A 25,607-nucleotide genomic window follows, 5' to 3' on the forward strand; every position below is an offset into this window, starting at 1 on the left:
TGAGTCCCATTTCTGGAACTCATCTGCGTCTTTCTTGTTTCGGTTTTTCTCTCACCAACACTATTTTTGAAAGAGCCGTTTTTAGAAAAACACGGGAAACTCTCTTTATTTATCGTCGATCCGGACCGGCTTGATGTGCCAGATTTCATCGGCGTACTGCTGGATCGTGCGGTCAGAACTGAAATAGCCTGACTTCGCAATGTTGATCAGGCAGGACTTCGCCCACTGACCACGGTCGCCATAGCGCCGCTGAATCTCTTCATGCGCTCTGACATAGCTGTCAAAATCCGCCAGAAGCAGATATTCGTCGTTCTTATACATCAGCTCGTCGAAAATCAGCTTAAACTCGTCATGATCCGCGGCCCAGGTGCCGTCGACCAGCGAATCAATCGCTTTCTTCAGCCGTTCGTCGCCGTTGTAATAATCCCAGGCGTTGTAGTTCTTCTTCAGTTCCGTCACCTGATCGACAGTTAAGCCGAAGATCACGTCGTTCTCACGGCCGACGCGTTCGTCGATCTCGACGTTGGCGCCGTCCAGCGTGCCCAGCGTGATCGCACCGTTCATCATGAACTTCATGTTGCCGGTGCCGCTGGCTTCCTTGCCAGCCGTAGAAATCTGTTCGGACACATCCGCCGCGTTCATCAGCACTTCGGCGATGGATACGCTGTAATTCGGGATGAATACGACTTTCAGCATCGAATTGACCGCCGGGTCGTTGTTGATCACATCGCCCAGACTGTTGATCAGCTTGATGACCTTCTTGGCGAAATAATAGGCCGGAGCCGCCTTGGCCGCGAAGATGAACGTCGTCGGCGTGATCGTAAACGACGGGTCTTCCTTCATCCGCTGATAGAGGTAGATGATGTGCAGGGCATTGAGCAGCTGCCGCTTGTAAGCATGCAGACGCTTGGCCTGAACGTCAAAAATGGAATTCGGGTCGATCTCGACACCGCAGCGGTCTTTGACCAGCTTCGCCAGGATTTCCTTGCGCTGGCGCTTGATGTCCAGAAACTGATTCTGAATCGCCGGATCGTCGACATACTCCATCAGCTTTTCAATTTCGTTGAGATCATACTCATAGCCCTCGCCGATCAGCTCGTCGAGCATTTTCCGCAGCTGCGGGTTGGAGTACAACAGCCAGCGGCGGTGCGTGATGCCGTTGGTCTTGTTATTGAACTTATCCGGATACAGCCGGACAAAATCGTGGAACAGGTCGTTGATCAAAATGTCGGTGTGCAGCTGGGCGACGCCGTTGACGCTGTGCGAGCCGACGACGGCCAGAGACGCCATGTGAACCTGATCGTCTTTTAAAATCGCGACGCGATAGGCGATATCGCGTTCATACGGGAATTTCTCCGCGACTTCCTTCAAGAAGCGGCGGTTGATTTCCTCAATGATCATATAAATTCTTGGAAGCAGCCGCTGAACGAAAGCGATCGGCCATTTCTCCAGGGCTTCCGACAAGATCGTATGGTTGGTGTAGGCCATGACGGAGTTTGTGATCGCCCACGCATGATCCCAATCATAGTGATACTCGTCCATCAAAACGCGCATCAGTTCCGGAATCGCCAGTACCGGATGCGTATCGTTGAGCTGGATTGCGATCTTTTCGCCGAGGTTGTCAAGCGTCGGATAGACGCGCAGATGCGAGCGGATGATCGACTTCACACCGGCCGAAACAAAGAAATACTGCTGCTTCAGACGCAGGATCTTGCCATCGTCGGTCGAATCGTCCGGATAGACGTTCAGACAGATTTCCTGCAGCTCCTGTAAGTATAACCGGAAATCCTTATTGGTCGGGATGATGTCGGAGGCTTCTGCTGACCATAAGCGCAGCGTGTTGGTTTCCTTGGTGCCATGACCGACCACCGGCATATCATACGGCACGGCGCGGATGTGTTCCGCGTCGACATGATCGAAAATCAGTTCGCCGTTTTCATCCTTGCGCATTTCGACATGACCCCAGAACTTCACGTCGACCGCGCTCTTCGGTTTGCGGACTTCCCAGACGTTGCCCAGTTTCAGCCACTGATCCGGAACCTCCACCTGATAGCCGTTTTCAATCTTCTGGCGGAATAATCCGTATTGATAGCGAATGCAGTTGCCGTTGCCCGGCAGCTGCAGCGACGCCAGCGAGTCCAGAAAGCAGGCAGCCAGGCGGCCCAGACCGCCGTTGCCAAGACCCGCGTCAGATTCCAGGTCTTCCAGCTCGTTGATGTCGATGTCCAGATCCTGCAAGCCGTCGCGGACAAGTTCATAAATGCCCAGATTCATTAAATTATTGGTTAAAAGCCGGCCGATCAAGAACTCCATCGAGAAGTAATACATCTGCTTAGCCTGATCCGCAGCGATCTTCTCTTTGGTTTCTTTCCAATGGATGCCCGCAAAATCACGAACCATCCCGCCCAGCACCATAAATCGTTCTGTCGGATGGGACTGTTCGACAGATCGTCCGTAATTTTCCTCGATCCGTTTGGTGAATTCTTCTACGAATTCCTGTTTGTTATTGAACATAAAATTCCTCCCGCGTGTATTTTACCAGTTTTTCCCTAAAACGCAATCGCTTCCTGTTAATAAAAGCGGTTACTTCCTCATTTTTACCTGAATCAGCGTTACTATTCGTTTTTTTCCTTAATCCTGATTCTGGTTTATTCAAATCTTTTCTCAAATTTATATGGCTGCTCCCCGGCTTTATCCCTGTCTTCATGCCGCTGACGATCCCATCTTTCCGGCAAAGGGAAGCAAAAATAAATGACCATTTTTCAACAAAATCGCCCCTGCAGCGAATTCCCCAATACGTGTGTGCTGCAGGGGCGATGCGTCGTTCCCTATTCGGCTTTCTTTCGGACGGTTGTTTTCTTCTTTTTCGGCGCCGCTTTACCAGCGTCCGCCGGCGTCGATTTTTCCATCTCCGTTTCCGGCTTTGCCGCTTCGCTCTTCTCCGCTTTCTTCGCGGCTTTTTTCTTCGCGCTTTTCTTACAGATTAACAGGATGCCCGCAAACGGCGCGACGCGGATATCCAGCGATTGTTCAAAGTGATGCGCCGGTACGGTTTCCGTCGCCACCGGCTTGAAGTTGCACATATTGCAGCCTTCGTAGATATCCTTTTCGGTATTGATCAGCTCGCTGTAAGTGCCGGCCTGCGGTACGCCGATTCGGAAATGCTCATAGGAAGCCGGCGTCATGTTGAGGACGACGACCATGATATTCTGTTCATCTTCCCGATAATAGCTGTATACGCTCTGATCGCCGTTATCCGCGTCGATCCAGCGGAAATACTGGTAATCATAATCATAGCGGCTCAGCGCCCGGTGATGGGAATAGATCCGGCTGATATCCTGGAAATACCGCGCAAACGCCGCATGGCGGGAATACCCCAGCAGAAACCAGTCCATCTCGCGGGCTTCGTCCCATTCGCGGAACATGCCGATCTCATTGCCCATGAAGTTCAGCTTCTTGCCCGGATGAGTGAACTGATAGAGATAGAGGTTTTTGGCCTGCGCGAATTTCTGATCGTAGCTGCCCCACATCTTGTCGACGATCGTATGCTTGCCATGGACGACCTCGTCGTGGCTTAACGGCAGGATAAACCGTTCGGAATAGAAGTAGGCCATTGAGAAGGTCAGCTCGTTGTGATGGTATTTACGGTAGATCGGATCGCGGCCGTAATATTTGAGGGTATCGTTCATCCAGCCCAGATCCCACTTATAATCAAAACCCAGCCCCAGCTCGAGCGTCGATTTGGTAACCTTCGGATAATCCGAGGAATCCTCCGCGATCAACATGACCTCCGGATATTTCTTCGACAAATAATAGTTCTGCCGGCGGATAAACGCAAGCGCGCCTTCGTTGGTGCCGCGGTTCTTGTTTCCGCCCCAGTAAATGATGTTGCTGACGGCGTCGATGCGGATGCCGTCGATGTGATACAGATCGCACCAGAACGACGCGGACGACATCAAGAAACTGCGGACTTCCTCTTTCCACAGGTCGAAATTCATCGTTCCCCATTCGCTGTGCGCATCGTTGACATTCGGATATTCATACAGCGCTTCGCCGTCGAAATAACGCAGTCCATGACTGTCCTTGACAAAATGCACCGGAACCATGTCGAGGATGACGCCGATGTGCTGGCGGTGGCATTCGTTGATGAATTCCATTAAATCCTTGCATTGCCCATAGCGGGAAGTACAGCTGAAATAACCGCTGGCCTGATAGCCCCAGCTGCCATCAAACGGATGTTCGTTCAGCGGCATCAGCTCAATGTGCGTAAAACCATGTTCCTTGACGTAGGGAATCAGCTCCTTCGTCAGCTCGCGGTAGCTTAACCAGTACGGACCGTTCTTTTTCCAGCTGCCGGCGTGAACCTCATAGATGTTTAATGGTTCCGAGAAATTCTTGGAGCGCTCGCCCAGCCAGATCTGATCTTTCCATTGGAAGCCTTTCAGATTGACGATGACCGAAGCGCTGTTCGGACGCATCTCGCTGTAGAAAGCATACGGATCGGACTTGTCGAAAACGTTGCCGGCTGAATCCTCGATCCGGTATTTATACAACTGCCCTTCTTTTAAATCCGGGATGAACAGGCTCCAGATCCCCTGATCTTCCGGCAGCCGCTCCATGTTTGCGTTCTCGCCGTTCCAGTCGTTAAAATCACCGACGACCTGGATGCTGCGCGCATGCGGCGCATAGACCGTAAACCGCACGCCGTTAACTCGTTCATACGTGAAATGAGCGCCGAAAAGCTCGTAAGCGTCAATGCAGTGCCCCTGATGAAAGCTTTCAATGAGTGTTGTCTGATTCATGGATTTCCTCCTGTTTCTCTCTCTTTTCTTTTATGCCGAAAACCGCTGAACATGTCTATTCCTTCCAGCGTTTTTTTCAGCATCATGATCTTCGTTCCTCCAGATCTCAATTAAAAAGAGAGCGGCTTTCGCCTGTGTTTTACCTACTATCATATTACAACATTGAGCCGGACAGTTCAATCTTTTCTTGTCGTCTTTTGAAAGCCCTTTCTTATTTCAAAGTCCCGCTTTTCTTTGACTTCGCAGTGTTTACCGCTTATGGAAAATTCCGGTAAATGATTACCTTCTCATTGAAATCAGGCTGATCACCCACTTCGCAGTTTCTTTTTTGTCCGTCAGGATTTTTTTATGGCCTTCCCCAATTCTTCCGCTTCCCGCGCCCGGCGCAGCATCGCCGCTTTTTCCGTCCGGCCCATGAGCGCATAACAACGTTCCCATTGCCGCAAAGAGTGCAGCGGTATCCGCTGGCCGCCCAGCATGATTTGTCCCTCGATTTCCTCACTTTGCAGCGGAAATGAAACGATCTGGCCTTCATGTTCGATTCCCAGATTACCGATCACATCAATCTCCACGCCGCTGATCGTAAATTCCATGAAGCACTGCGTATGAAACTGCGGCGACGGCAGCTGAGGATGCCGGATTCCAAGCGGGCTGAACAACCGCGCAACCTGTTCGCACGCATATTCGTCGATCATCAGATCAAGATCGTGAAAGTCGCAAACCAAACCATTGAAGTACAGCAGCAGCGATCCGCCGACGGCCCACAGGATCTGATTCTCGTTCAATAACGTCGCCAGCTGAATCAGAACCTGAAGTTTTTCTTCCATTTTTTTCTCCATTGTTCAATTCTCCTTTATTCCATGCGCAGGTACAGTTTGCGGAAAAATGCCGGATAAATCCGCCGATAGAGATCTGTAATCCGTCGGCGCACCTGTGTATCATCCAGCACGGCCGCCAGATCCAGCGTCAGCACAGCGTAATCAACATGGTAGAGATGCAGCTGAATTCCACTTATTCGCGCCCCGGCGCGCTGGTAAAACGCAATCCGTTTCCGCGCTTGTTCCGTGACTGCGGCTTCCGCTTCAATAACGATCATTTCCCGATCGGCAAACATCGTTTTCAACTCGTTGAGAAAGCAGGTTCCCAAGCCCTGTCCGCGGTTGTGGTCAAATATCGCGAAATAATCCAGCAGCAGACAGCGCTGCCGCTCGTCCTGTTGCAGCACGGCATAACCGATCAGCTGATCTTGTTTGTAATAACCGAGGCACAGCGCGATATGTTTCCGCTTCTGCGATAAAATCCGAGTTAACGGCTTTAATTCGTTCGGCGGGAAATCCCGCTTCATCCTTTGGCGATACACCTCGGTCATTTCAGCTTCACTTAAGGATTTGATCATAGACCCTCCTTCAATATACTTACTTCGGATTTCCGTCTTCTTTCCATGAATCCGGATAAAATAAAAGAGGCCCGCAGGCCTCAAAGCAGATGGTTTTGATTAAAGAACGGTAACGTTGACTGCGCGTGTCTTGCCGCTTCTTTCGTCGTTTTCAACGTCGTAAGAAACCTTCTGTCCTTCTTCCAGGGACTTGTAGCCGCTGCCGTTGATGCCAGAGAAATGAACGAAGATATCACCCTGTCCGTTGTCGTCAGAGATAAATCCGTAGCCCTTCTCAGCGTTAAACCATTTTACTTTTCCAGTATTCATTATGAAATACCCTCCTTATTGAATTTAGAACTTAATGGGTCAATAAGCTAAAACGCGCTCGAAATCACCTCTTGAAGCATGATCTCACAGCGCGTTATCATATCATCCAACGGTCTAAATCTGTTAATATTATATGCTCAAACAAAAAAGTTGTCAACTACTTCCAGACCTCGTTTACACTAAAGTTGTTACTATCCATCGGAAAGGGGACAAAAAGAAAACCGGATCAGTTTAAAACTGCCGGCTGGCTCTGAGGTCATTCTGAATTCAGGATGGTCTCGAGGGTTTTCAAGGTATTCTGTTTTTGTTTTATTGCGGTATGAGGACGGCTGAGCATCGCTTCCAGACTTCTCCTTTGCCCGCATGGACATTGTGCTCTGAGGACATTGAAATATCTGTCCTGCCTGTCATTTGAGCTTTGCTCAGAAGGAATTGCAACTTCATTCCATCAAATATTCCGCGGATCATCTGGGCCGTTTCGATTAAGCAGGATTGGATTTCTCTTTTCTATTCCTCCTGGATAAGTGCTGAGCGAAAACCCGCTTTGGGTTTCAGTCCTGTCCGTTCTTTGGGTTGCGACGTTTCAGCGCCGCTGCGATCAGACCGGAGAATAACGGATGTGCCTTATTGGGACGGCTCTTGAATTCCGGATGATACTGCACCGCAACGAAATACGGATGATCTGCCAGTTCGATTGCTTCAACGAGATGGCCGTCCGGCGAGGTTCCGCTGATCCGCATTCCGTGTGCTTCAAATTCCTCGCGGTACGCGTTGTTGAACTCATAACGGTGGCGGTGACGTTCCTGGATCTGGGCGCAGCCATAGAGTGAAGCTAAGCGCGAGTGCGGCTGAATAAGGCAGGGATAGGCGCCTAAACGCATTGTGCCGCCCTTCTCAAGTTCATCCGATTGATCAGCCATGAAAGCGATGATTTTATGCGGACTGGCCGGATCAAATTCCTGGGAGTGCGCGCCGGCATAGCCCAGCGCATACCGGGCAAATTCTATCGCCGCCGTCTGCATGCCCAGACAGATCCCCAGGTAAGGAATCTGATGCTTCCGGGCGTAATGCGCCGCCATGATCTTGCCTTCGACGCCGCGGTCGCCAAAGCCGCCGGGTACCAGAATTCCATCGCAGTCCCCCAGGATCACTTCCGCACTTTCCTCCGTGACGGTTTCCGCTTCAATCCAGCGAATTTCCACCTGGGCTCCGTTGGCATAACCGCCGTGGCGCAGCGCTTCGGCCACTGACAGATAAGCATCGCGCAGCTTCACATATTTCCCGACTAAACCGATCGTCACCTGATTGCGGCTCTGACGGATCCGATCGAGCATTTGATTCCATTCGCGCAGATCGCAATCCGGACAATCCAGATGAAGCAGCTCGCACACCTTATCGGACAAATGCTGCTTTTGAAGCATGAGCGGCGCTTCGTAGAGCACCGGAACAGTGCGGTTTTCAATCACGCAGTCCGGCTGGACATTGCAGAACAGACTGATCTTTTCTTTCAGCACGGAGGGCAGCGGCTGATCGCAGCGGCAGACGATGATGTCGGGCGTGATGCCGTTGGCGCGCAGCTCGCGGACGGAATGCTGGGTCGGCTTGGATTTCAGTTCGCCGCTGCCTTCAATGTAGGGAATCAAGGTCACATGAATGAACAGACAGTTTTCCTTTTTCACCTCCAATGAAATCTGACGGATCGCCTCGATAAACGGCTGGCTTTCGATATCGCCGATTGTGCCGCCGATCTCCGTGATGACGACGTCCGCGTTGGAGGATTCGCCGACAGAATAAATAAATTTTTTGATCTCATTGGTAATGTGCGGAATCACCTGCACGGTTTCCCCCAGATATTCACCCCGGCGTTCCTTATTTAAAACGTTCCAATAGACCTTGCCGGTCGTCAGGTTGGAAAACCGGTTCAGGTCTTCGTCGATAAATCGTTCGTAATGCCCCAGATCCAGATCGGTTTCCGCCCCGTCTTCAGTGACGAACACTTCGCCATGCTGGTAAGGACTCATCGTGCCCGGATCGACATTGATATAGGGATCCAGTTTCTGGGATGCAACTTTTAATCCCCGGGATTTTAACAGACGTCCTAACGAGGCGGCGGTAATACCTTTTCCTAATCCCGATACGACGCCGCCGGTTACAAAAATATATTTCATTGCTTTGATCTCCTCACTTTTGTTCGTTCTCAGTTAAGATCTGCCGGGCCGCTTCACCGCGGCTGATCCGTAAATTCATCGCCATCTTTTCCAACGCGTGATGGGCTTCGTCTTCGTTCATGCCCGTTTCCATCAGCACCTGCTTCGCCCGCCGGATCTGTCCGCTTTGCGCTGCCAGCGCCTTCAATGCCGAACTTCGCTGAAGCAGACCCGGAGCTTCACTCGCAATTTGATTCAGCACGGGATCCAGCCGCACCGGCCGTTGGCAGAACAACACGTTATCTATTGGGGAAACAGGCTGCATTCCCGCTGCAATCCAAAATAAAAACAAGGTGTCCGGATAGCTTGCCGCCTGCTGAAGCAAACGGGACAGCGACGCCGCTTCCTGGGTTGGCAAATCGATCAGGACCAGCGAAATCGGCTGCTGCTTCAAAAGCGGAAACATTGCCGCCAAAGTGCTGACCTGCCCCATGATTTGTCCGCCGAAGCGGCGAATTAAACTCGTTAAGCGCGTCTGTGCGCTCAGCGCATTATTCACTAACAATACAGTTAACATTGAGTTTCGCCTGTCTTTCCTCTGTTAGTGTGGACAGCGGACAGCGGATATATCCCCGTCTCATCGCCGGTCCCGACATTTCTTCAGGCAATCCGCCAAAGATCAGCCGGTTAAACCGGACCTCGTGTTCCTGAACTGGATGGAAGGAAATTTGCTTATTTTTCAGCATCGGCTTCACCTCAATTTCAACAAGAAAAGGGGACATGAAAAGCTGACTTTTCATGAACCCCTTCGTTCAACGGAAGTATTATACAGGAAGGCTTTTTTCAGTTCAAGAATTTTTTTCGGAATTTATACTCCAATCCCCGGAAAGCAGACTGGAGGATTCAGATAATCTGTTTCCATCATCACCTGTAACTGTAAGAATCAACGCCTCAGGTAGGAAATCATTCTCAGGCGCTTGCTTCAAAAACCTTTTTGAGTTATAATCAACTCAAATGAATTAATAATAAAAGGAGCGATTGGCAGATGACTGAAGAGGAATTGGACTTTTTGCAGGATACGGACTCGCTGCTTTGCCGGATCCGGGATTATTTTAATGACATTGACGAGTGGTTAGTGCTTGGCGGCAATAAAGAAGAAGCATGGGATAACGGTTGGAAAGCGGGCAAAGCGGAAGGGTTGATCGAAGGCCGGCGGGCTTTATTCACAGACCTTATCCAACAGCGGATGGCGTTAACGGAAAGTGAGAAACGTCTGATCTTTCTGCTTGAAGAAGACGACATTGCCGCCTTAGTGCAAATTCTGGACAGTCTTGAAAATGGCAAAGATCTGCGAAAACGAATCGAAGCGCTCGTCAGTCGGCGGCGCTTGAATCCGCAGCCTGAGAAATCCGATCAGGAAAAGAAAGAAAGCCGGGCCGATTATTTGAGTAACACCCGGATGGCAATCGCCTGCATGCGCGCGCAGTTTGATAAAGTCGACGAGCAGCGCCGCTTGGAAAGGGCAAGCGAAGAAAGTTTCCACAAGGGTTGGGAAGCGGGTCAGCGAGCGTTGATCAAGGTTGTCCTGAGTCAGCGGATGGACCTGAGCGAACGGGATGAACATGCCGTCGATATGCTCGGTATGGATGAATTCACCTCTTTGATCGGAGTCCTCACTCGGGTTGAAGACAAAAACGAACAGCGAAAACAAGTCAAAGAACTGCTGAAAAAGAAAATCAGATCCTGACTATCGGGATCTGATTTCTTTTATTCTTCACTTATGCGACTAAATCGGCAATCGCTTTCTGTATGACTTCCGTCTTGGCTTCGGCATCCTGCGCGCTGGTTCCCTTGATGCAGTAATAGAACTTGCATTTCGGTTCAGTGCCGCTTGGACGGATCGCTATCCAGGAACCGTCGGCCAGATAGTATTTCAGCACGTTGCTTCTGGAGAAGCCCTCCAAAGCAGCGATCACGCCGTTTTCCTCGCGGGTTGCTTCCTGATAGTCTTCAATCGCGGCAACCGCAGTACCGCCGATCTGCGCCGGCTTGTCCTTGCGCAGCGTGTCCAGAATCTCTTTGATCCGTAACGCACCCTCCTGACCCTTCAACGTCAGCGAGGTCTGGCTCTCCTTGTAATAGCCCAGTTCGGCGTACAGACCGTTCAGCACGTCGACCAGCGTCTTGCCCTGAGCCTTATAGAAGCAAGCTGCTTCCGCCAGCATCAGACAAGCCTGCGGCGCGTCTTTATCGCGGACAAACGGTTTGATCAGAGAACCGTAGCTTTCCTCATACCCGAACACATAGTTCTTGGCCTGCGTCTTTTCATACTTGGCGACTTTTTCGCCGATGAATTTGAAGCCGGTCAGCGTCTTTTCCGTTTCCACACCGTATTTGGAAGCAATTTTTTCACCCAGATCGCTGGTAACGATCGTATTGAACATCACCGGATTCTGCGGCATCTTGCCTTTCGCCTGCAGCTGAGAAAGGATGTATTCGATCAAAACGGAACCACTCTGGTTGCCGCTGAGCAGCACATACTCGCCCTCATGCAGCACGCCGACGCCCATCCGGTCGGCATCCGGGTCGCAGACCAGAATGATATCGGCCTTCTTTTCTTCAGCCAGCTTTAACGCCAGCTCGTAAGCCCCCTTTTCTTCCGGGTTCGGAGTCTTGGTGCAGGAGAAATCCGGATCCGGCGTGCACTGTTCCTCAACCGGCGTGAAATGATAACCGGCGCGGGTAAAGACTTCGCGGACCGGAATGTTGGCGGTGCCATGTTCCGGTGAGAAGACGATTTCCACCAGATCGCGATTGACGTCCGGATTTAACTGAATCGAAAGCACGTTTTCATAATAAGCTTCATCGACGTCTTTGCCGATCATGTGGATCAGCTCCTGCTGCGCGGATGTGAGCTGCGGATCGATCGCCAGTTCATCCTCGACGGCGTTGACCTGATCGATGACCTGCTGGGCTAAATCCGGCACTAACTGACAGCCGGTTTCATCATACAGCTTATAACCGTTGTATTCCCGCGGATTGTGCGAAGCGGTGATCATGATGCCGCCAAAACAGTTCAGATTCCGAACAGCGAAGGACAGCTCCGGCGTTGGCCGCAGTGTTTCAAAAACATAGCTGGTAATCCCATGGCTCGCTAAGACCGCCGCGGATTCCCGTGCGAACTCGCTGGACATGTGGCGGTTATCGTAACCAATCGCCACGCCCCGGCGCATCGCTTCCTCGCCGCAGCCGACGATGTAGCGGGCAAAGCCCTCGTTCGCCTTGCGGATCGTGTGGATGTTGATGCGGTTGGTGCCCGCGCCTAACAGACCGCGCATGCCCGCCGTACCAAATTCAATATTCGTATAGAACGCATCCTGCTTTTCTTTCTCACTCATGCCCGCCAGCTCTTTTTTCAGCTGCGGGTCGATGTGCGGATGATTCAGCCACCGCTGATACAATTCTTCGATCATAGTTTTTCCTCCCTTGATGATCAATTTCGACAATGTTTGCGCTTACATAGCCCTTGGAAAAAAAAGAAGATGCCGCGCATCTTCTTATTCAATCCAACTTATGCAATTACTTTCTGTGCACGCAGAACTTCTTCGATTGTTGTGATTGCGACTTCTTCGTCTTCGCCTTCACAGGTTACCGTCACTTCGGACTGTGTCGGAATGCCCAGGGACATAACACCCATGATGGATTTCATGTTGACAGAACGTCCTTTATAAGCAACCTTCACTTCGCTCTTAAACTTGCTGGCAGCGTTGACTGCAACCGTTGCCGGACGTGCATGTAAGCCAACTGGATCAATAACCAATACAGAAATCTGTTTCATTTTGTTTTTTACCTCCTGCTCTACCTGAATTCATTTTAACTCATTTTTGAACGTGTTACAAGAAGAAAGTGAAGAAACGATAGGGCTTTCAGTCACCGCTTTCATTTGTGATAAGGTTCGTGATTTAAAATCCTGAAACTTCGATAAATTTGTTCAAGAACCAACAAACGGCACAGCTGATGGGGAAATGTCAGATCCGAAAGCTTCCAGCGCAGATCGGCCCGGGCGATCACTTCCGGACTGACGCCCAGCGAGCCGCCGATGACGAAAGCGATCTGACTGCCCTGGTAGCTGAAAATCTGCTGGATCTGCTCTGCCAGCTGCTCGGAAGTATAGGACTTGCCTTTTAAATCGAGCAGAACCACGGTTTCTTCTTTTTTCAGCTTCGCCAGAATCCGTTCGCCTTCCCTCTGCTTCACCTGCTCGTTCTGCGCTGGGGAATTGGATTGCGGCGCGGCGATGTCGTCGACTTCAACAATCTCCGTCTTACAATACGGCTGCAGCCGTTTCAGGTATTCCTGGATGCACTGCTGCATCGGTTTTTCCTTAATGCGCCCGACGGCGATCACCCGGATCATTCAATCGTCACGCTCAGCTTGACTTCCTGATTGTTGCGCAGAACGACCAGCTCAGCCGGATCGCCGATCGTTTTGCCATACAGCAGCTTGCGGAAGGTTTTATAGCTGTCCACCGGCGATCCGTCGAAACGGATCAGGATGTCGTTGACATGCACGCCGGCTTTTTCAGCCGGGCATTCCTCAGCAATCTTGGTGACCAAAAGACCTTCGGTCTGATCCAGACTGATGCCCATATAGCTTTTCTGATAGCTGGTCAGAGCGCTGACGTCCTTGCCGCTGATGCCGACAAACGGCCGGTTGACCTTGCCGCTGGCCTTCAGCTGTTCCACAATCGTCGTGACTTCGTTGATCGGAATCGCGAAGCTGATGCCCTCGGTAGAATTCCCCTGCAGCTTCATCGTCGTAATGCCGATCAGCTCGCCGTTCATATTGATCAACGGGCCGCCGCTGTTGCCGGCATTGATGGCCGCGTCGGTCTGCAGCACAAGCATGTCCCAATCGTCCGTTCCATCTTTATCCACATCCATGGAAATCGTGCGGTCTTTGGAGGAAATCACGCCGACCGTCACGCTGCCGTCGGCTTCCGCTCCCATCGAATGACCGATCGCCATGACCCATTCGCCTTTTTTGCACAGTGACGAATCGCCCAGATCAAACGCTTCAGCCCGGAAATCGGGGATCACTTTTAACAATGCCAGATCGGTATAGGGATCCGCTCCGACTAACTCCGCCGGCAGCTGTTCGCCGTTGGCAAACGATACGTGGATCGGACCTCCTGAAGCAATGACATGCTGATTGGTTATGATATACACGGCCTCGCTGGTCGTGCTGTAAATCGTTCCGCTGCCGCTGGCGATCAGATCTTCGCCAGTCTCATCCAGCACCGACACGCCGGTCACCTTCGCTTCGCTACGCTCCACGATCTTGGTGATATCCGAGGTAACGACCGAAACCGGACGCGTCGACTGCTGCGGATCCTGCGTCGGCGGTTCCTGTGACTTCTCTTTTTTTACCTGCCACAGCTCAACGGTCAGAACCAAGTTCCAGCACGCCAGCAGGGCGGTAAGCAGAATCAAGCCTTTCTTCATATCGGCATCCTCCCATGAGTATTTCATACTGTCCCGCGGCTTTCAGCACCAGATCCTTTCGGCAGGCGCATTGTTTCAAAGCGTCGGCGCTGACCTGCCGGGCCAGCTGCGGCTGGTTCGCTTCTTCGCTGAGATGCGCCAAGAAGATCGAACGAGTCCGCGGCGTGACTAAGCGCGTCAGCAGATGGGCACAGTCCTCGTTGCACAGATGGCCGCTGTCGGAAAGAATCCGCATTTTGATCGGATAGGGACGGCGGGTCTGCATCAACATTCCCACATCGTGATTGCTTTCCATCACATAATAGTCCGCATCGGCGATCAACGGCACGCATTCCTCCCGAACATATCCGGTATCGGTAATGTAAACCAGCTTTTCCTGCGCCGTTTCCAAAACGAAGCCAACGGTATTTTCAGCATCGTGGGACAGCGGCAGCGGCGTCACTCTGAGATCGCCCACCTGAAATGGCGTATAGGGCTTGATCCAGTGCTGATCCGCACGGTTTTCCAGACTGAAAGCCGCATAGGCTTCAACACCGGAAAACATCTTGAGCTGGCTTGTATGGTCGCGGTGACCATGGGTGACCAACAGTGCTTCTGTGTTCAGATAGTCTACACCGATCATGTGAAAACTGCGTGTTAAATAAGTCCTGGTCGTGCCGCAGTCGATCACGATCTGCGTGGCGGCGGTTTTTAACACAAAACAGTTACCCTTGGAACCGCTCGCCAACAGGTAAAATTCCATCGAGCCTAACATGGCAGCCACCCGTTGCACGGATTCTGACGCACGCCGTTTTTCATGATGAAGAAATGAACGTGCGGCCCGGTCGCCCGGCCGGTCATGCCGATCTGGCCGATAATCTCGCCTTTTTCGACGTTCTGTCCGACTTTGAAGAAGGCAGGTTGATTCATGTGGCCGTAATAGGTCTTATAGCCGTTATTGTGGTCAATGATCTGATAGTAGCCGTTAATCGGGCTGTAGCTGGCTTCTACGATCGTGCCGCGGTCAGCCGCATACAGATTACCATAGCGGTTATAGGAGTTCTTGATGTCGATCGCCTGATGCCCTCTGTAACAGCCCCAGCGGCAGGTAATCGACGGATTGTCAACCGGCCAGCGGAATGTACCGGTGCCATAGCCCGGGATGACCTTCGTGCCGACGCGCGTTTCTTCGCGGACCGGCTGGCGGGTGATAATCGAGGACACCAGCGTACCGCCGGTATTCTCGCCATTAATCCAGACTTCCTCATAGAACGCGTTGCGTGAACCATTTTGAGCATGCACGTCAATGACGGAGGAGCCTTCCTTCATATTCGGATCTTCCTTGTAAATCGGATCCTCCGGATAAACTTCTTCTTTGGCGACGCGCTCCTTGGTAACCTTGATCGTAATCGGAGATTGGAAATTGGTGACGTTGAGCACCATGCCCGGCTGGATCAGCTGATCGACATTGTCCAGCTGATCGCTGTTGATCGACACGACCTGCTGGGCGGACAGCCCGTTCTTCGTGCCGACGCCGTCGATCATATCGCCTTCGACAACCGTGTAGTATTTCATTTCCAGATTCGGGTCGGCCCCATAGCTTAAATAGTGCAGGATTTCCTGCTTGTCTTTCAGAATATTGGAAGATGAAGCCCGGCCATTGGTAACGGTCATTTTCTCAAGCACGTCGATGCTGACCTCGCGGGTGCCGTAGGTCTTCAGCTCCGGTGTGGATTGTCCCATCCGCACTGTATCCAGCGTCTCTTTGGACACGAAATTCAACAGGTATTGATCCCGGGCGTCATAAAAATCCTGGAGATTCTTAACGTAGATCGTCGCGTACACGTCGTTTTCATCCGAAAAGTCAATCCGGTTGGTTTCGACGGAAAACAGATCGTTTTCCTTCAAGTACGCGCAAATCGCCGCGTCGATATTCTCGTACCGGGTGTAGCTCAGCTCGTCGGTCACGATCAGATCTTCCCCCAGCTCCAGACGGGTATTGGGAAAATCATCCTCATAAACGCTGTGGTAGACTTCATCCAACAGTGCTTCGACTTTCGCGTAATCGTTGACGACGCCGACCAGTTTTCCGGCGTTATAGATTTTTTTTACCGTCTGCGGCTGAGCGGAAAGACTTACAACCTGCTGGGGAAGCAAACTTTCTTCCACCTTTCCCTGTGCCGCGACAACCTGATTCGCCCGGGAGAGGGATGGCCACAGCCCGGCGATCAGCGCGCTTAAAACCAGCGCGGCGGCAATCGGTATCCATTTTTTCATTCAATCCTCCCTTTCGGGGTCGTTACCCATTCTGATTCTCATAGTTGTAAAAGGCGTTGATGTTGCGTTCAAACGCCAGCTCGATCTGACGGGTCGGACCGTTACGATGCTTGGCGATGTTAATTTCTGTTTTTTCCGTGCCTTCCTCGCTCTTTTCCCGCTGATAGTATTCATCGCGGTATAAGAACATAACGATGTCGGCATCCTGTTCCAGGGCTCCGGATTCACGCAGGTCGGACAGCATCGGCCGCTTGTCCTCACGTTTTTCAACAGATCGGGACAGCTGCGACAAAGCGATGACCGGCACCTGCAGCTCACGCGCCAGCCCTTTGAGACCGCGGGAAATCTCCGAAACTTCCTGCTGGCGGTTATCGGGATTGCGGCCGCTGCCGGTGATCAGCTGAATGTAGTCGATCAGGATGACGGCCAGACCGTGCTCCGCCTGAAGCTTGCGGCATTTGGAATGAATCTCGGAAACCCGCACGTTCGGAGAATCGTCAATGAAGATCTTCGTCGCCTTCAAATCGGCAGCGGCTTCGTTAAGCTGGTTCCATTCGTTGTTGTTGAGAAAGCCGGTGCGCAGCTGGCCGCCCGGAACCCGGCTTTTGGCGGAAAGCATACGGGAGATCAGCTGCTCGGCAGGCATTTCCAGAGAAAAGATCGCCGCGGCCTGATGGTTGAGCTGCGCGATCTGCATTGCGACGTTTAACGCGAAGGCAGTCTTGCCCATCGAAGGTCGGGCCGCCAGGATGATCAGGTCGCCGCGCTGGAACCCGTTGGTCGTGTTGTCCAGATCGCGGTACCCCGTCGCCACGCCGGTCACGCCGGATTTCTGCGCGCTCATTTTATGGATATTTTCAATGACCTCGTTTACGACTTCGTTGCTGGATTTAAAATCGGTCGTCTTGCGCCGGCGCGTCACGTCGAGGATCTGCTTTTCCGCCATGTCCATCATCGTTTCCATGTCGCCGGCATTCTGCATCCCTTCCTCGGCGATATTCTGCGCGGTTTCAATTAAATTGCGCAATAACGCTTTGGACTGGATCAGCTCGATATAGTATTTCGTACTGGCGGAGGTTACGGAACTGTCCGCCAGCTGCATGATGTATTCCAGACCGCCGACTGAAGCCAACAGTCCCTGATCGGTCAGAAGACTGGCTACCGATACGGCGTCGACCGGTTTGCCTTCGCCGTTGAGTGTTTCCACGGCGGCGTAGATTTTGCGATGTGCTTCTAAAAAGAATTCTTCACTGCGCAGTCCTTCTTCAGACGCGATGCGGACGCTGTTGGGATAGATGAAGAGCGAACCCAACAACGACTGTTCGGCGTCAATACTGCTGGGCATCTGCCGCATACGCGATTACTCTTTTCCTGTAACCTGGACGCGGATCGTCCCGATCACGTCCTTATACAGTTCAATCCGGACATTGGTGACGCCGAGGCTCTGGATCGGCGCGGTATCGAGAATCTTGCGTTTGTCGATATGAATGCCGTGTTTGCGCTCTAATTCCTGGGCAATCTGCTTCGTCGATACGGAACCGAAGACGCGGCCTTCCTTGCCGCTCTTAACCGAGAACTGAAGCATGATCTTTTCCAGCTTCGCCGCCGTTTCGCGGGCCTGAGCTTCCATTTCCTTTTCGTTCAGCTTCGCCTGAACCTTCTGTTCGTCCAGAATTTCCAGACTCTTGGCCGTAGCCTGAACAGCCAGACGGTTGCGGATCAGAAAGTTGCGGGCATAGCCGTCGGCAACCTCCACGATCGCGCCTTTCTTGCCTACCTTGCTGACATCGCTTAATAAAATGACTTTCATCGTTTATTCCTCCTTCATTACTTCGTCCAGCGTGGCGATCAACTCGGTTCGTAAATCTTCCACGCTCGTATTTTCCCGCTGCAGCGCGGCGGCGCTCAAATGCCCTCCGCCGTGCATCCGTTCCATAATCACCTGCACGTTGACATGGCCGCGGCTGCGCGCACTGATCGCCGTCTGGGAATCGCTGATCCTGGCGATGACAAAAGCGGCTTCCACGCCTTTAATCATCAAAATCGTATCGGCAACCTGCGACAGCATCGCGCGGGAAAGAATCTCATTGTCCGTCACTGCGGAAATGACAATACCATTATCTCTTTTTTCACAGAATTTTAAAACCTTTGTTTTCGTTTCAAATTCAGAATATTCATCCTTTAATAAATTATCGGCTTCCTGCGGATCCGCACCCCAGCGGCGAATCATCGCCGCGGCTTCAAACGTGCGGGTGCCGGTGCGGACTTTAAAGCGGTTGGTGTCGATCATCATGCCCGTCAGCATGATCGTTGCTTCCTCGCTGATAAAGTCGACCTTGCCGGTCTGATACGGCACAAATTCCGAGATCAATTCGCAAGCGCTGGATGCGCTCGGTTCGATGTAGACAAGAATCGGGTTGATATCCAGATCGGTACGGCGGCGGTGATGATCGAAAATCGCGATCTTCTTGGCTTTTTCCAATACCTGTGCGCCGTTGGACTGGCTCGGGTGATGGTGATCAGCCATGATGACCAGCGTTCCGTCCCGCAGCTGGTTCAGCGCTTCGTTTTCCGTGACAAATTTATGCCGCGGTTCCAGTTCCTTCTTATACAGATTCATCGCGCCGCTGAGCTTTTCCTCCATCCCGCCGGATTTGGAAATGATGCAGCATGGCTTGTCATATGCCTGAACGATCCGGCTTAAGCACATCAGCGAACCGAGACAGTCAAAATCAGCTTCCTTATGGCCTAATAAAATAACGTTCGTGCTCTTCTTGATCAGATCGCGGAGCGTATGCGCCATGATCCGCACGCGCACGCGGCTGCGCTTTTCCTGCGCTTCGCTGCTGCCGCCGAAATATTTGACGTCCTCGCCCTGACGGCGGATCGCCACCTGGTCGCCGCCCCGGCTCTGCGCCAGTTCCAGCAGTTGATTGACCATTTCATCCAGCTGCGCCACGTCGCTGCTTCCGCGGGCAAAGCCCATCGACAGGGTGATCGCCACGTCGAGCTGCTGGGATGCCTTGCGGGTCTGGGCCAGAATGCTGAAACGTTCGTCCACGATCTGCTTGAAAATCCGCTCGTTTAAAACGACGAGGAACCGGTCGGACTTTAACCGCCGCAGAAGCATGCCGTGATTCTTCGCCCATTCGACGACCGGCTGGCGGATATTGTTGTTGATCATCGCGATTTCCTGTTCTTCTTCATACTGCGTGGATTCTTCGTAGTTATCGAGATGAATCAGACCGACGACGACCTGTTCTTCCTGATACGCTTTCTCCAGCTGCTGCTGCTCGGTGACATCCTGGAAAAACAAAATCCGGGCGTCTTCCTTGCGCGCAATTTCATAGGTCCGGTCGTCAATCTGAACCTGGACTTTTTCCACATCCCCCTGAATCAGATCGTTGACCTCCGGCAGCCACATCGTCAGCTTTTTGGAGATGCGGTTGATGCCGCGATCAGCGAACAATTCGCTCATCCAGGTGATCGTGTAGTTTTCATCATACGTCAGAATTCCAATCTGACCAAACTGGAAAGCATCCTTGGCTTCGCTGCCCAGAATTCGGGAAACGCCGAACATCCGGTTCTGGCTGTCCTCTTGAAAATACTGCACGAGGAAATACACCGTCAGGGTATTAATGATGAAGTATAAAGCGGCGAGCTTGATATCCAGATCGAACAGGAAATACAGGCAGACTAAGCCCAGCACTTCGACAACAATCAGGATCAGCAGCAGCGTTTTGATCTTTCCAATTTTTTCAGACACAAACGTTACCTCCTTAGAATTTTCTCTCGCATATCGGTAGTGACATACAGGAAGCCGACGATCGCCAGCAGCGGCAGCATGATCGGCAGCATCAAGAACGTGATAAGAATGACGAACAGCGCGACGTTTTTATGGTAGCGGACCGCCCCGTAAACCAGGCAGCAGATATAACCGAAAAAGACCAGTACCAGCGCGCCCAACACCCCGCCGATCAGGATCAGCTCCGTCGCCCAGGACGGCAGCGTTGCCAGCTGGCTGGTAAAATTACTGGCGATAAACAGAAGAAAGCAGACGTAGGCCAGCGCCTTCGGGATCATGATCTCGCTTAACGGCTTGGGCGGCGCGACTTTAATCTTCATCCGCTTGAGCATGAAATTCGAAAGCAGATGGACGATGATGCCTTCCATCACGCCGGTCAGCACCGCTGACAAAACGAAGATCATTTTGAGAAATCCCGTGATATCCAGACTCGCCGGCAGCTGCACATTGAAATTTTCCGACATCTGCGTCATCATTTTGCCCATTTCGGAAATTTCCATAGCTATATCATAACCGAAAAAGGACGCAAATAAAACCGTTGTGATTAAATTTGAAAGAATGGTAAAGATCATCGTCGTCAGCATCAGGCGCAGATTATTCCATCCGCTTTTCACGCCCTGGCCGTACACTACGCCGCAAACGCAGGCCGTAATGACGTAAAACCAGGTTTGCGGTCCGGCGATAATAAATGAAAGAAAAATAACGGAAACAAACGGAACCAGCGCGCTTTTCCATCCGTATTTCACCGCGTACATCACCATCGGCAGCGGTACCAGCCATGCGGCGTACAAATCCAAAAGCCCGGCCAGCTGCCGGTTTATAAACAGAAACAGACCGATCAGGGCGACCATCATCGCGCCGTCGGTTATTTTTCTTACACTATTATTCATGTTGTCCCTCCTGTGAATGGCAAAAACCTCCACCAGATCACTGATGGAGGCTTTTTCATAACTTAGTCGTTAACGTAAGGCAGCAAAGCCATCTGGCGTGCGCGTTTAATCGCAGTCGCCAGCATGCGCTGATACTTCGCACGCGTGCCGGTAACCCGCCGTGGAATGATCTTGCCGTTGGCAGAAACAAACCGCTTCAGCAGTTCAACATCTTTATAGTCGATCGAAGTGATATTGTTCTTTGTGAAATAGCAAACCTTTTTGCGTCCCATACGCTGTTTTTTGAATGCCATAGTCGATCTCCTTTCAATTAAAATGGTAAGTCATCGCTGGAAATATCCAGTGTCGGACCAGCGCTGAAATCATCGAATCCATCGTTCGCCGCAGCGTCCCCAAACGGGTTGGCCTGGGCATAGCCGGCGTTCTGCGGCTGATAGCCCATCGAAGCAGAACGATTCTCGGATGCCGATTTCGATTCCAGCAGCTGTACGCTGTCACAGACCACTTCTGTGACGTACACTTTCTGACCGGAAGCATTGTCATAGTTCCGTGTCTGGATCCGTCCGTCAACGCCGACCAGCGCCCCTTTGTGCGCATACTGGCCGAGGAAATCCGCAGATTGCCGCCAGGCCACGCAGCTGATGAAATCAGTCTGCCGGTCCTGCCCGTTGCCGCCGGAGAACCGACGGTCGCAGGCGACGGTGAAGGTTGCGACAGAAAGTCCGCTCTGGGTCTTTCTCAGCATTGGATCGCGGGTTAAACGCCCGACTAAAATGACACGATTAATCATGACAGCTCCTCCTTCAGTACTTTATCGCTTATTTTTCGTCCTGTTTGATGATCATGTAACGGACAATGTTCGCATTGATGCGGGACAGACGATCAAATTCTTTAACCGTTGCATTGTCAGCTTCAAAAGTTACAACCATGTAGTAACCTTTGGTCATGTCTTCGATACGATACGCAAACTCTTTGACTCCCCAGTCATCTACCTTCAGGATTTTTCCTCCGTTGTCGGTGATGATAGCGTGCAGTCCGTCGATAACCTGCTGACGAGCTGCATCATCCAGGGATGCGTTTACGATGTACATGACTTCATACTTTTTCATGTAGCACACCTCCTTATGGTCTATTGGCTTATCGCTTGGCGGATAAGCAAGGAGTAAATATTTTTTATATCTACCCGTTTATCTAGTATAGCAAACTCCCCAGCGAAAGTAAACATGTTTTTTTGTTATTTTATGTTTATAAAAAAGCCTGTCATTCCGGCCTGATTTTCCTTTGCCAATCCTCGATTTTACGGTATTCAACTGCCTTTTCCCTGACGTTTCCTATATAATAAAGTTAGAAAAAAGGAGCGTCGTTATGAAACCATACCAAAAGGGATGGATCGCCTTTTCGATCCTGCTTTTATTGACCGGCTGCCAACATCAGCCTGCGGAAATCGGTCTGACCACCGTCTCTGCCGATTATCAGAAGCAGCATGCTGAAAATCAGAAAAGTCCGGAATTCGCGGAGCAAAACCCGGAAGTCATCGCCGCTTTGGTCAACGATGTGGTCAAACTGCGCTTTCAGCGTGCAGGTGAAGGTTTAGCTTCCCATTTGACCGAAGCCTGCCGCGAACGGTTTATCACTGCCAATCAAGCCGTCAGCGGAACGGATTATGGCCTGACCCGGTTAGGCAAGCTGGAAAGCTGCGAAATCCTGACGATCAGCGACAACACGGCTTTGGCTCAGATCAAGGCTTCTTATGGGGACACGCCTGCGGCTTATGCGCTTGTCTTAACGTTGGTCAACGAAGATCAGACCTGGCTAGTGGATCAGAGTCTCTGGATGGCGGACGATCAAACCCGGCGCGGTCCGGTTGAAAGTGCTGATCAGCTTGTCAAAGCGTATCAGGAAGCGGTTCTTTCTCAGGATTACGCCCGGCTCGCCGCGCTTTATAACGTGCCTGCGGATCCCAACGGACTCCTGTTCTGGAGTACGGTCAAAATTGCCGACTGTGAAATCACGGCGCGGCAAATTCAGCGGGAGCAGGCTTGCTTCCAGCTGCAATTCACAGTTGAGGATCCCGGCATGTCCCAGCTGAAAAAAGGAACCTCGACAGGCTGGCTGTGGTGCCGCCGTCAGCCGCATCATGACGGAGACTCAATTTCCGGCTGGATCATTGAAGGTCTGATGACAAAGCAGCCGCCAACATCCTGGTGGCAGTCCTGACCTTTCATCTGCCGCAGCCTTCGCTGCTTATTTCCCCCAATGTTCTAAACAAGCCGGCAGGAAAAACAAAGCTCTGAACTTCACCGAGGAATTCAGAGCTTTGTAATTCTATAATTTAACATGTTTCAAGGAAATGGGCGATACGTTCCAGCGCACCTTTGATTTCATCAATGCTGTAAGCGTAAGAGATCCGCACGAAGCCTTCGCCGCTGGCGCCGAAGGCGTTGCCCGGTACGACCGCAACCTTTTCTTTTTCCAGCAGCTTCTCGCAGAATTCTTCCGAGGTCATCCCGGTATGCTTGATCGAAGGGAACACATAGAATGCCCCCTGCGGCATTGGGCATTGCAATCCCATCCGGTTTAAGCCGTTGACGATAAAATTGCGGCGGCGTTCAAACGAATCCTTCATCATTTCAACATCCCCATCGCCCTTGGCCATCGCTTCAATGCCGGCATACTGGCTGATTGTCGGCGCACACATGATCGCGTACTGATGAACCTTATTCATTGCGGCGATCAAATCCCGATGAGCGGCGATATAGCCTAACCGCCAGCCGGTCATCGAATAGGCTTTGGAGAAACCGCTGATCAGAATCACCTGATCCTTGATCTCATTAAAGGAAGCAATCGAGCAATGCTTGCCGCTGTAGGTCAGCTCAGCGTAAATTTCATCCGTGACCACCGCGATCCCGGATTCCTGAATCAACGGCACAATCTCGCTGAAGTCTTCCTTTGTCATGATGCCGCCGGTAGGATTTCCCGGGAAATTCATTAAAATCGCTTTGGTCTTCGGGGACAGCGCCTGTTTAAGCTGTTCCTTTTTCAGTTTGAATTTATCTTCTTCTTTTAATTCCACGATCACTGGAACACCGCCCGCCAGACGCACGCATGGTTCATAGGCGACATAACCCGGAGACAGCACGATCACTTCATCTCCCGGATTCAATAACGAGCGGAAGGCGATATCAATCGCTTCGCTGCCGCCGACCGTAACCAGAATATCGCTGTTCCACGCATACTCCAGCTGGAATCTCCGTTTCAGATAACGGCAGATCTCCTTGCGCAATTCCGGCAGTCCGGCATTGGCGGAATAAAATGTCCGCCCCTTTTCAATCGCATAGATCGCTTCCTCGCGGATATGCCACGGAGTATCAAAATCCGGTTCGCCGACGCCCAGTGAAATAACGCCTTCCATCGAACTGGCCAGATCAAAAAACTTGCGGATACCTGACGGCGGGATCGTCCCGATGACGTCGTTTAACAATGACTTGGGGTTCATGGGGTCACCAGCAGACGTTCCTGATCATCTTCCTGCTGATCAATGATCACGCCTTCGACTTTATACTGTTTTAACACAAAATAAGTGGCCGTGCCCTTGACCCCCTCAATCGGAGCCAGCTTCTGACCGACAAAATCGGCAACTTCGCGCATCGTCCGGCCCTTGACGATCACGATGAATTCGGACCGGCCGGAAATCAGATACATGTTGCTGACCTCAGGGTAACGGTAAATTTTCTCCGCGACTTTATCATAGCCGCAGTCGCGCTCCGGCGAAGCGTTGACTTCAATCAGCGCCATAACGTGATCCTGATTCGTCTTATCCCAGTTGATGACGGTGTGATATCCGCAGATGACCTTTTCCTCGGCCAGCTTCTTCATTTCGCCGTCTACCTGTTGTGGAGTTGAGTTTAAAATATCGGCAAGATCGGTAACAGATATCCGGGCATCCTGTTCGATCGCTTTTAATAATTGAATCTCCTGCATGAGTATTCCTCGCTTTCTTTTTTCCTATGACCTGATATTACCCGCCGTCAGGCCATCCAGGAAACGAGTCTTGTCATTTTCCACATTCTCATTTCCGAACTTCCCCCACTTTCCACGCTTCTGCTTCATGTCAATCATGCGCTTTGGCTTCCAGCTGTTTCTGATTGCCGGATAGTTCCGGCTCAAACCGGCCGCCGGCACGCTGAATGATTATAGGATATCATAAAAAACAGGCTTGCGGGGCAAGTTTCGCCGTCTGTTTCTGAAAATCATGACAATTTTCTCGGATTTTATTGAAAATTTTCAACAAAACAGGATCAGGTTTCCCTGATCCCTTCTTTTTTATCTTATATCGCCATACCGGTGAAACGGCGCTGACTGATCTTTATTCCCTATCCTTCAGCTGTCCTTCGTTGAGAACTACCCGGTGATCGCTCAGTTCGGATACGACGTTGGAGTGGGTGACGACGATAACCGTCTTCCCGAATTCCTCTGTCAACATCCGGAAGATCTTGAT

At 51.5% G+C, this 25,607-nt stretch carries 25 protein-coding genes; 2 read left to right on the plus strand and 23 right to left on the minus strand.

From position 1 onward, the window contains the following. Positions 1-105: 105 nt before the first annotated feature. The 8 genes from I2D94_RS15915 to I2D94_RS15950 form a co-directional block, all read right to left on the minus strand. Positions 106-2,514, minus strand: coding sequence for a glycogen/starch/alpha-glucan phosphorylase (locus I2D94_RS15915; RefSeq protein ID WP_195397634.1), 2,409 nt, complete (start codon positions 2,512-2,514; stop codon positions 106-108). A 314-nt stretch (positions 2,515-2,828) separates the two neighbouring features. Continuing rightward, positions 2,829-4,802: a 1,4-alpha-glucan branching protein GlgB gene (gene glgB / locus I2D94_RS15920; protein WP_195397635.1), complete on the minus strand. Its 1,974-nt coding sequence runs from the start codon at positions 4,800-4,802 to the stop codon at positions 2,829-2,831. A gap of 335 nt (positions 4,803-5,137) precedes the next feature. Beyond that, complete coding sequence (locus I2D94_RS15925) at positions 5,138-5,641, minus strand: hypothetical protein (RefSeq protein ID WP_195397636.1); 504 nt, start codon at positions 5,639-5,641, stop codon at positions 5,138-5,140. 14 nt (positions 5,642-5,655) lie between these two features. After that, a complete protein-coding gene (locus tag I2D94_RS15930) occupies positions 5,656-6,198 on the minus strand; it encodes a GNAT family N-acetyltransferase (RefSeq protein ID WP_195397637.1) in 543 nt (180 codons plus the stop codon). 99 nt (positions 6,199-6,297) lie between these two features. Further along, complete coding sequence (locus I2D94_RS15935) at positions 6,298-6,507, minus strand: cold-shock protein (RefSeq protein ID WP_006057580.1); 210 nt, start codon at positions 6,505-6,507, stop codon at positions 6,298-6,300. Between the two features lie 551 nt (positions 6,508-7,058). Then, on the minus strand, positions 7,059-8,675 hold the full coding sequence (locus tag I2D94_RS15940; protein WP_195397638.1) for a CTP synthase: 1,617 nt from the start codon (positions 8,673-8,675) through the stop codon (positions 7,059-7,061). A 13-nt stretch (positions 8,676-8,688) separates the two neighbouring features. Next, a complete protein-coding gene (locus I2D94_RS15945) occupies positions 8,689-9,231 on the minus strand; it encodes an ANTAR domain-containing protein (protein ID WP_195397639.1) in 543 nt (180 codons plus the stop codon). Further along, on the minus strand, positions 9,206-9,400 hold the full coding sequence (locus I2D94_RS15950; protein ID WP_195397640.1) for a hypothetical protein: 195 nt from the start codon (positions 9,398-9,400) through the stop codon (positions 9,206-9,208). The genes I2D94_RS15945 and I2D94_RS15950 overlap by 26 nt, the downstream gene beginning before the upstream one ends. 299 nt (positions 9,401-9,699) lie before the next feature. Between I2D94_RS15950 and I2D94_RS15955 the strand changes: the two genes are divergently transcribed. After that, a complete protein-coding gene (locus I2D94_RS15955; RefSeq protein WP_195397641.1) occupies positions 9,700-10,401 on the plus strand; it encodes a hypothetical protein in 702 nt (233 codons plus the stop codon). A gap of 31 nt (positions 10,402-10,432) precedes the next feature. On the opposite strand, the gene I2D94_RS15960 is transcribed toward I2D94_RS15955, so the two are convergent. The 13 genes from I2D94_RS15960 to rpsF form a co-directional block, all read right to left on the minus strand. Then, positions 10,433-12,127 carry a phospho-sugar mutase gene (locus I2D94_RS15960; RefSeq protein ID WP_195397642.1) on the minus strand — a complete coding sequence of 565 codons (1,695 nt, stop codon included), beginning with the start codon at positions 12,125-12,127 and terminating at the stop codon, positions 10,433-10,435. Positions 12,128-12,225: 98 nt separating this feature from the next. Beyond that, positions 12,226-12,492 (minus strand): HPr family phosphocarrier protein, encoded by a 267-nt coding sequence (locus I2D94_RS15965; RefSeq protein WP_006057571.1) that lies wholly within the window; start codon positions 12,490-12,492, stop codon positions 12,226-12,228. 101 nt (positions 12,493-12,593) lie between these two features. Beyond that, entirely contained in the window at positions 12,594-13,070 is a 477-nt protein-coding gene (gene rlmH, locus I2D94_RS15970) for a 23S rRNA (pseudouridine(1915)-N(3))-methyltransferase RlmH (protein WP_072685659.1), read from the minus strand. After that, positions 13,067-14,158, minus strand: coding sequence for a S1C family serine protease (locus I2D94_RS15975; protein WP_195397643.1), 1,092 nt, complete (start codon positions 14,156-14,158; stop codon positions 13,067-13,069). The genes rlmH and I2D94_RS15975 overlap by 4 nt, the downstream gene beginning before the upstream one ends. Continuing rightward, positions 14,094-14,912 (minus strand): MBL fold metallo-hydrolase, encoded by an 819-nt coding sequence (locus I2D94_RS15980; RefSeq protein ID WP_072685657.1) that lies wholly within the window; start codon positions 14,910-14,912, stop codon positions 14,094-14,096. Before I2D94_RS15980 ends, I2D94_RS15975 begins: the two co-directional genes overlap by 65 nt. Beyond that, positions 14,906-16,414 carry a M23 family metallopeptidase gene (locus tag I2D94_RS15985; protein ID WP_072685656.1) on the minus strand — a complete coding sequence of 503 codons (1,509 nt, stop codon included), beginning with the start codon at positions 16,412-16,414 and terminating at the stop codon, positions 14,906-14,908. The genes I2D94_RS15980 and I2D94_RS15985 overlap by 7 nt, the downstream gene beginning before the upstream one ends. 22 nt (positions 16,415-16,436) lie before the next feature. Next, entirely contained in the window at positions 16,437-17,768 is a 1,332-nt protein-coding gene (dnaB, locus tag I2D94_RS15990) for a replicative DNA helicase (RefSeq protein ID WP_072685655.1), read from the minus strand. Positions 17,769-17,774: 6 nt separating this feature from the next. Further along, positions 17,775-18,224, minus strand: coding sequence for a 50S ribosomal protein L9 (gene rplI / locus I2D94_RS15995; protein WP_072685654.1), 450 nt, complete (start codon positions 18,222-18,224; stop codon positions 17,775-17,777). Between the two features lie 3 nt (positions 18,225-18,227). Further along, positions 18,228-20,180: a DHH family phosphoesterase gene (locus I2D94_RS16000; RefSeq protein WP_072685653.1), complete on the minus strand. Its 1,953-nt coding sequence runs from the start codon at positions 20,178-20,180 to the stop codon at positions 18,228-18,230. Between the two features lie 5 nt (positions 20,181-20,185). Then, entirely contained in the window at positions 20,186-21,109 is a 924-nt protein-coding gene (locus I2D94_RS16005) for a DUF2232 domain-containing protein (RefSeq protein ID WP_072685652.1), read from the minus strand. Positions 21,110-21,171: 62 nt separating this feature from the next. Beyond that, positions 21,172-21,402, minus strand: coding sequence for a 30S ribosomal protein S18 (gene rpsR, locus I2D94_RS16010; RefSeq protein WP_006057562.1), 231 nt, complete (start codon positions 21,400-21,402; stop codon positions 21,172-21,174). Between the two features lie 17 nt (positions 21,403-21,419). Then, complete coding sequence (gene ssb, locus I2D94_RS16015; protein WP_072685651.1) at positions 21,420-21,899, minus strand: single-stranded DNA-binding protein; 480 nt, start codon at positions 21,897-21,899, stop codon at positions 21,420-21,422. A 28-nt stretch (positions 21,900-21,927) separates the two neighbouring features. Then, positions 21,928-22,218, minus strand: a complete 291-nt coding sequence (gene rpsF / locus I2D94_RS16020; protein ID WP_006057560.1) for a 30S ribosomal protein S6 — start codon at positions 22,216-22,218, stop codon at positions 21,928-21,930. A 256-nt stretch (positions 22,219-22,474) separates the two neighbouring features. On the opposite strand from rpsF, the gene I2D94_RS16025 reads away from it, so the two are divergent. Next, positions 22,475-23,326 (plus strand): hypothetical protein, encoded by an 852-nt coding sequence (locus I2D94_RS16025; protein ID WP_195397644.1) that lies wholly within the window; start codon positions 22,475-22,477, stop codon positions 23,324-23,326. 115 nt (positions 23,327-23,441) lie between these two features. On the opposite strand, the gene I2D94_RS16030 is transcribed toward I2D94_RS16025, so the two are convergent. Then, positions 23,442-24,605 (minus strand): aminotransferase class I/II-fold pyridoxal phosphate-dependent enzyme, encoded by a 1,164-nt coding sequence (locus I2D94_RS16030; protein ID WP_195397645.1) that lies wholly within the window; start codon positions 24,603-24,605, stop codon positions 23,442-23,444. After that, positions 24,602-25,090, minus strand: a complete 489-nt coding sequence (locus I2D94_RS16035; protein WP_072685648.1) for an Lrp/AsnC family transcriptional regulator — start codon at positions 25,088-25,090, stop codon at positions 24,602-24,604. Before I2D94_RS16035 ends, I2D94_RS16030 begins: the two co-directional genes overlap by 4 nt. Between the last annotated feature and the right edge of the window lie 517 nt (positions 25,091-25,607).

It is taken from the genome of Holdemania sp. 1001302B_160321_E10 (assembly GCF_015552275.1).
Classification (GTDB): Bacteria; Bacillota_I; Bacilli_A; order Erysipelotrichales; family Erysipelotrichaceae; genus Holdemania.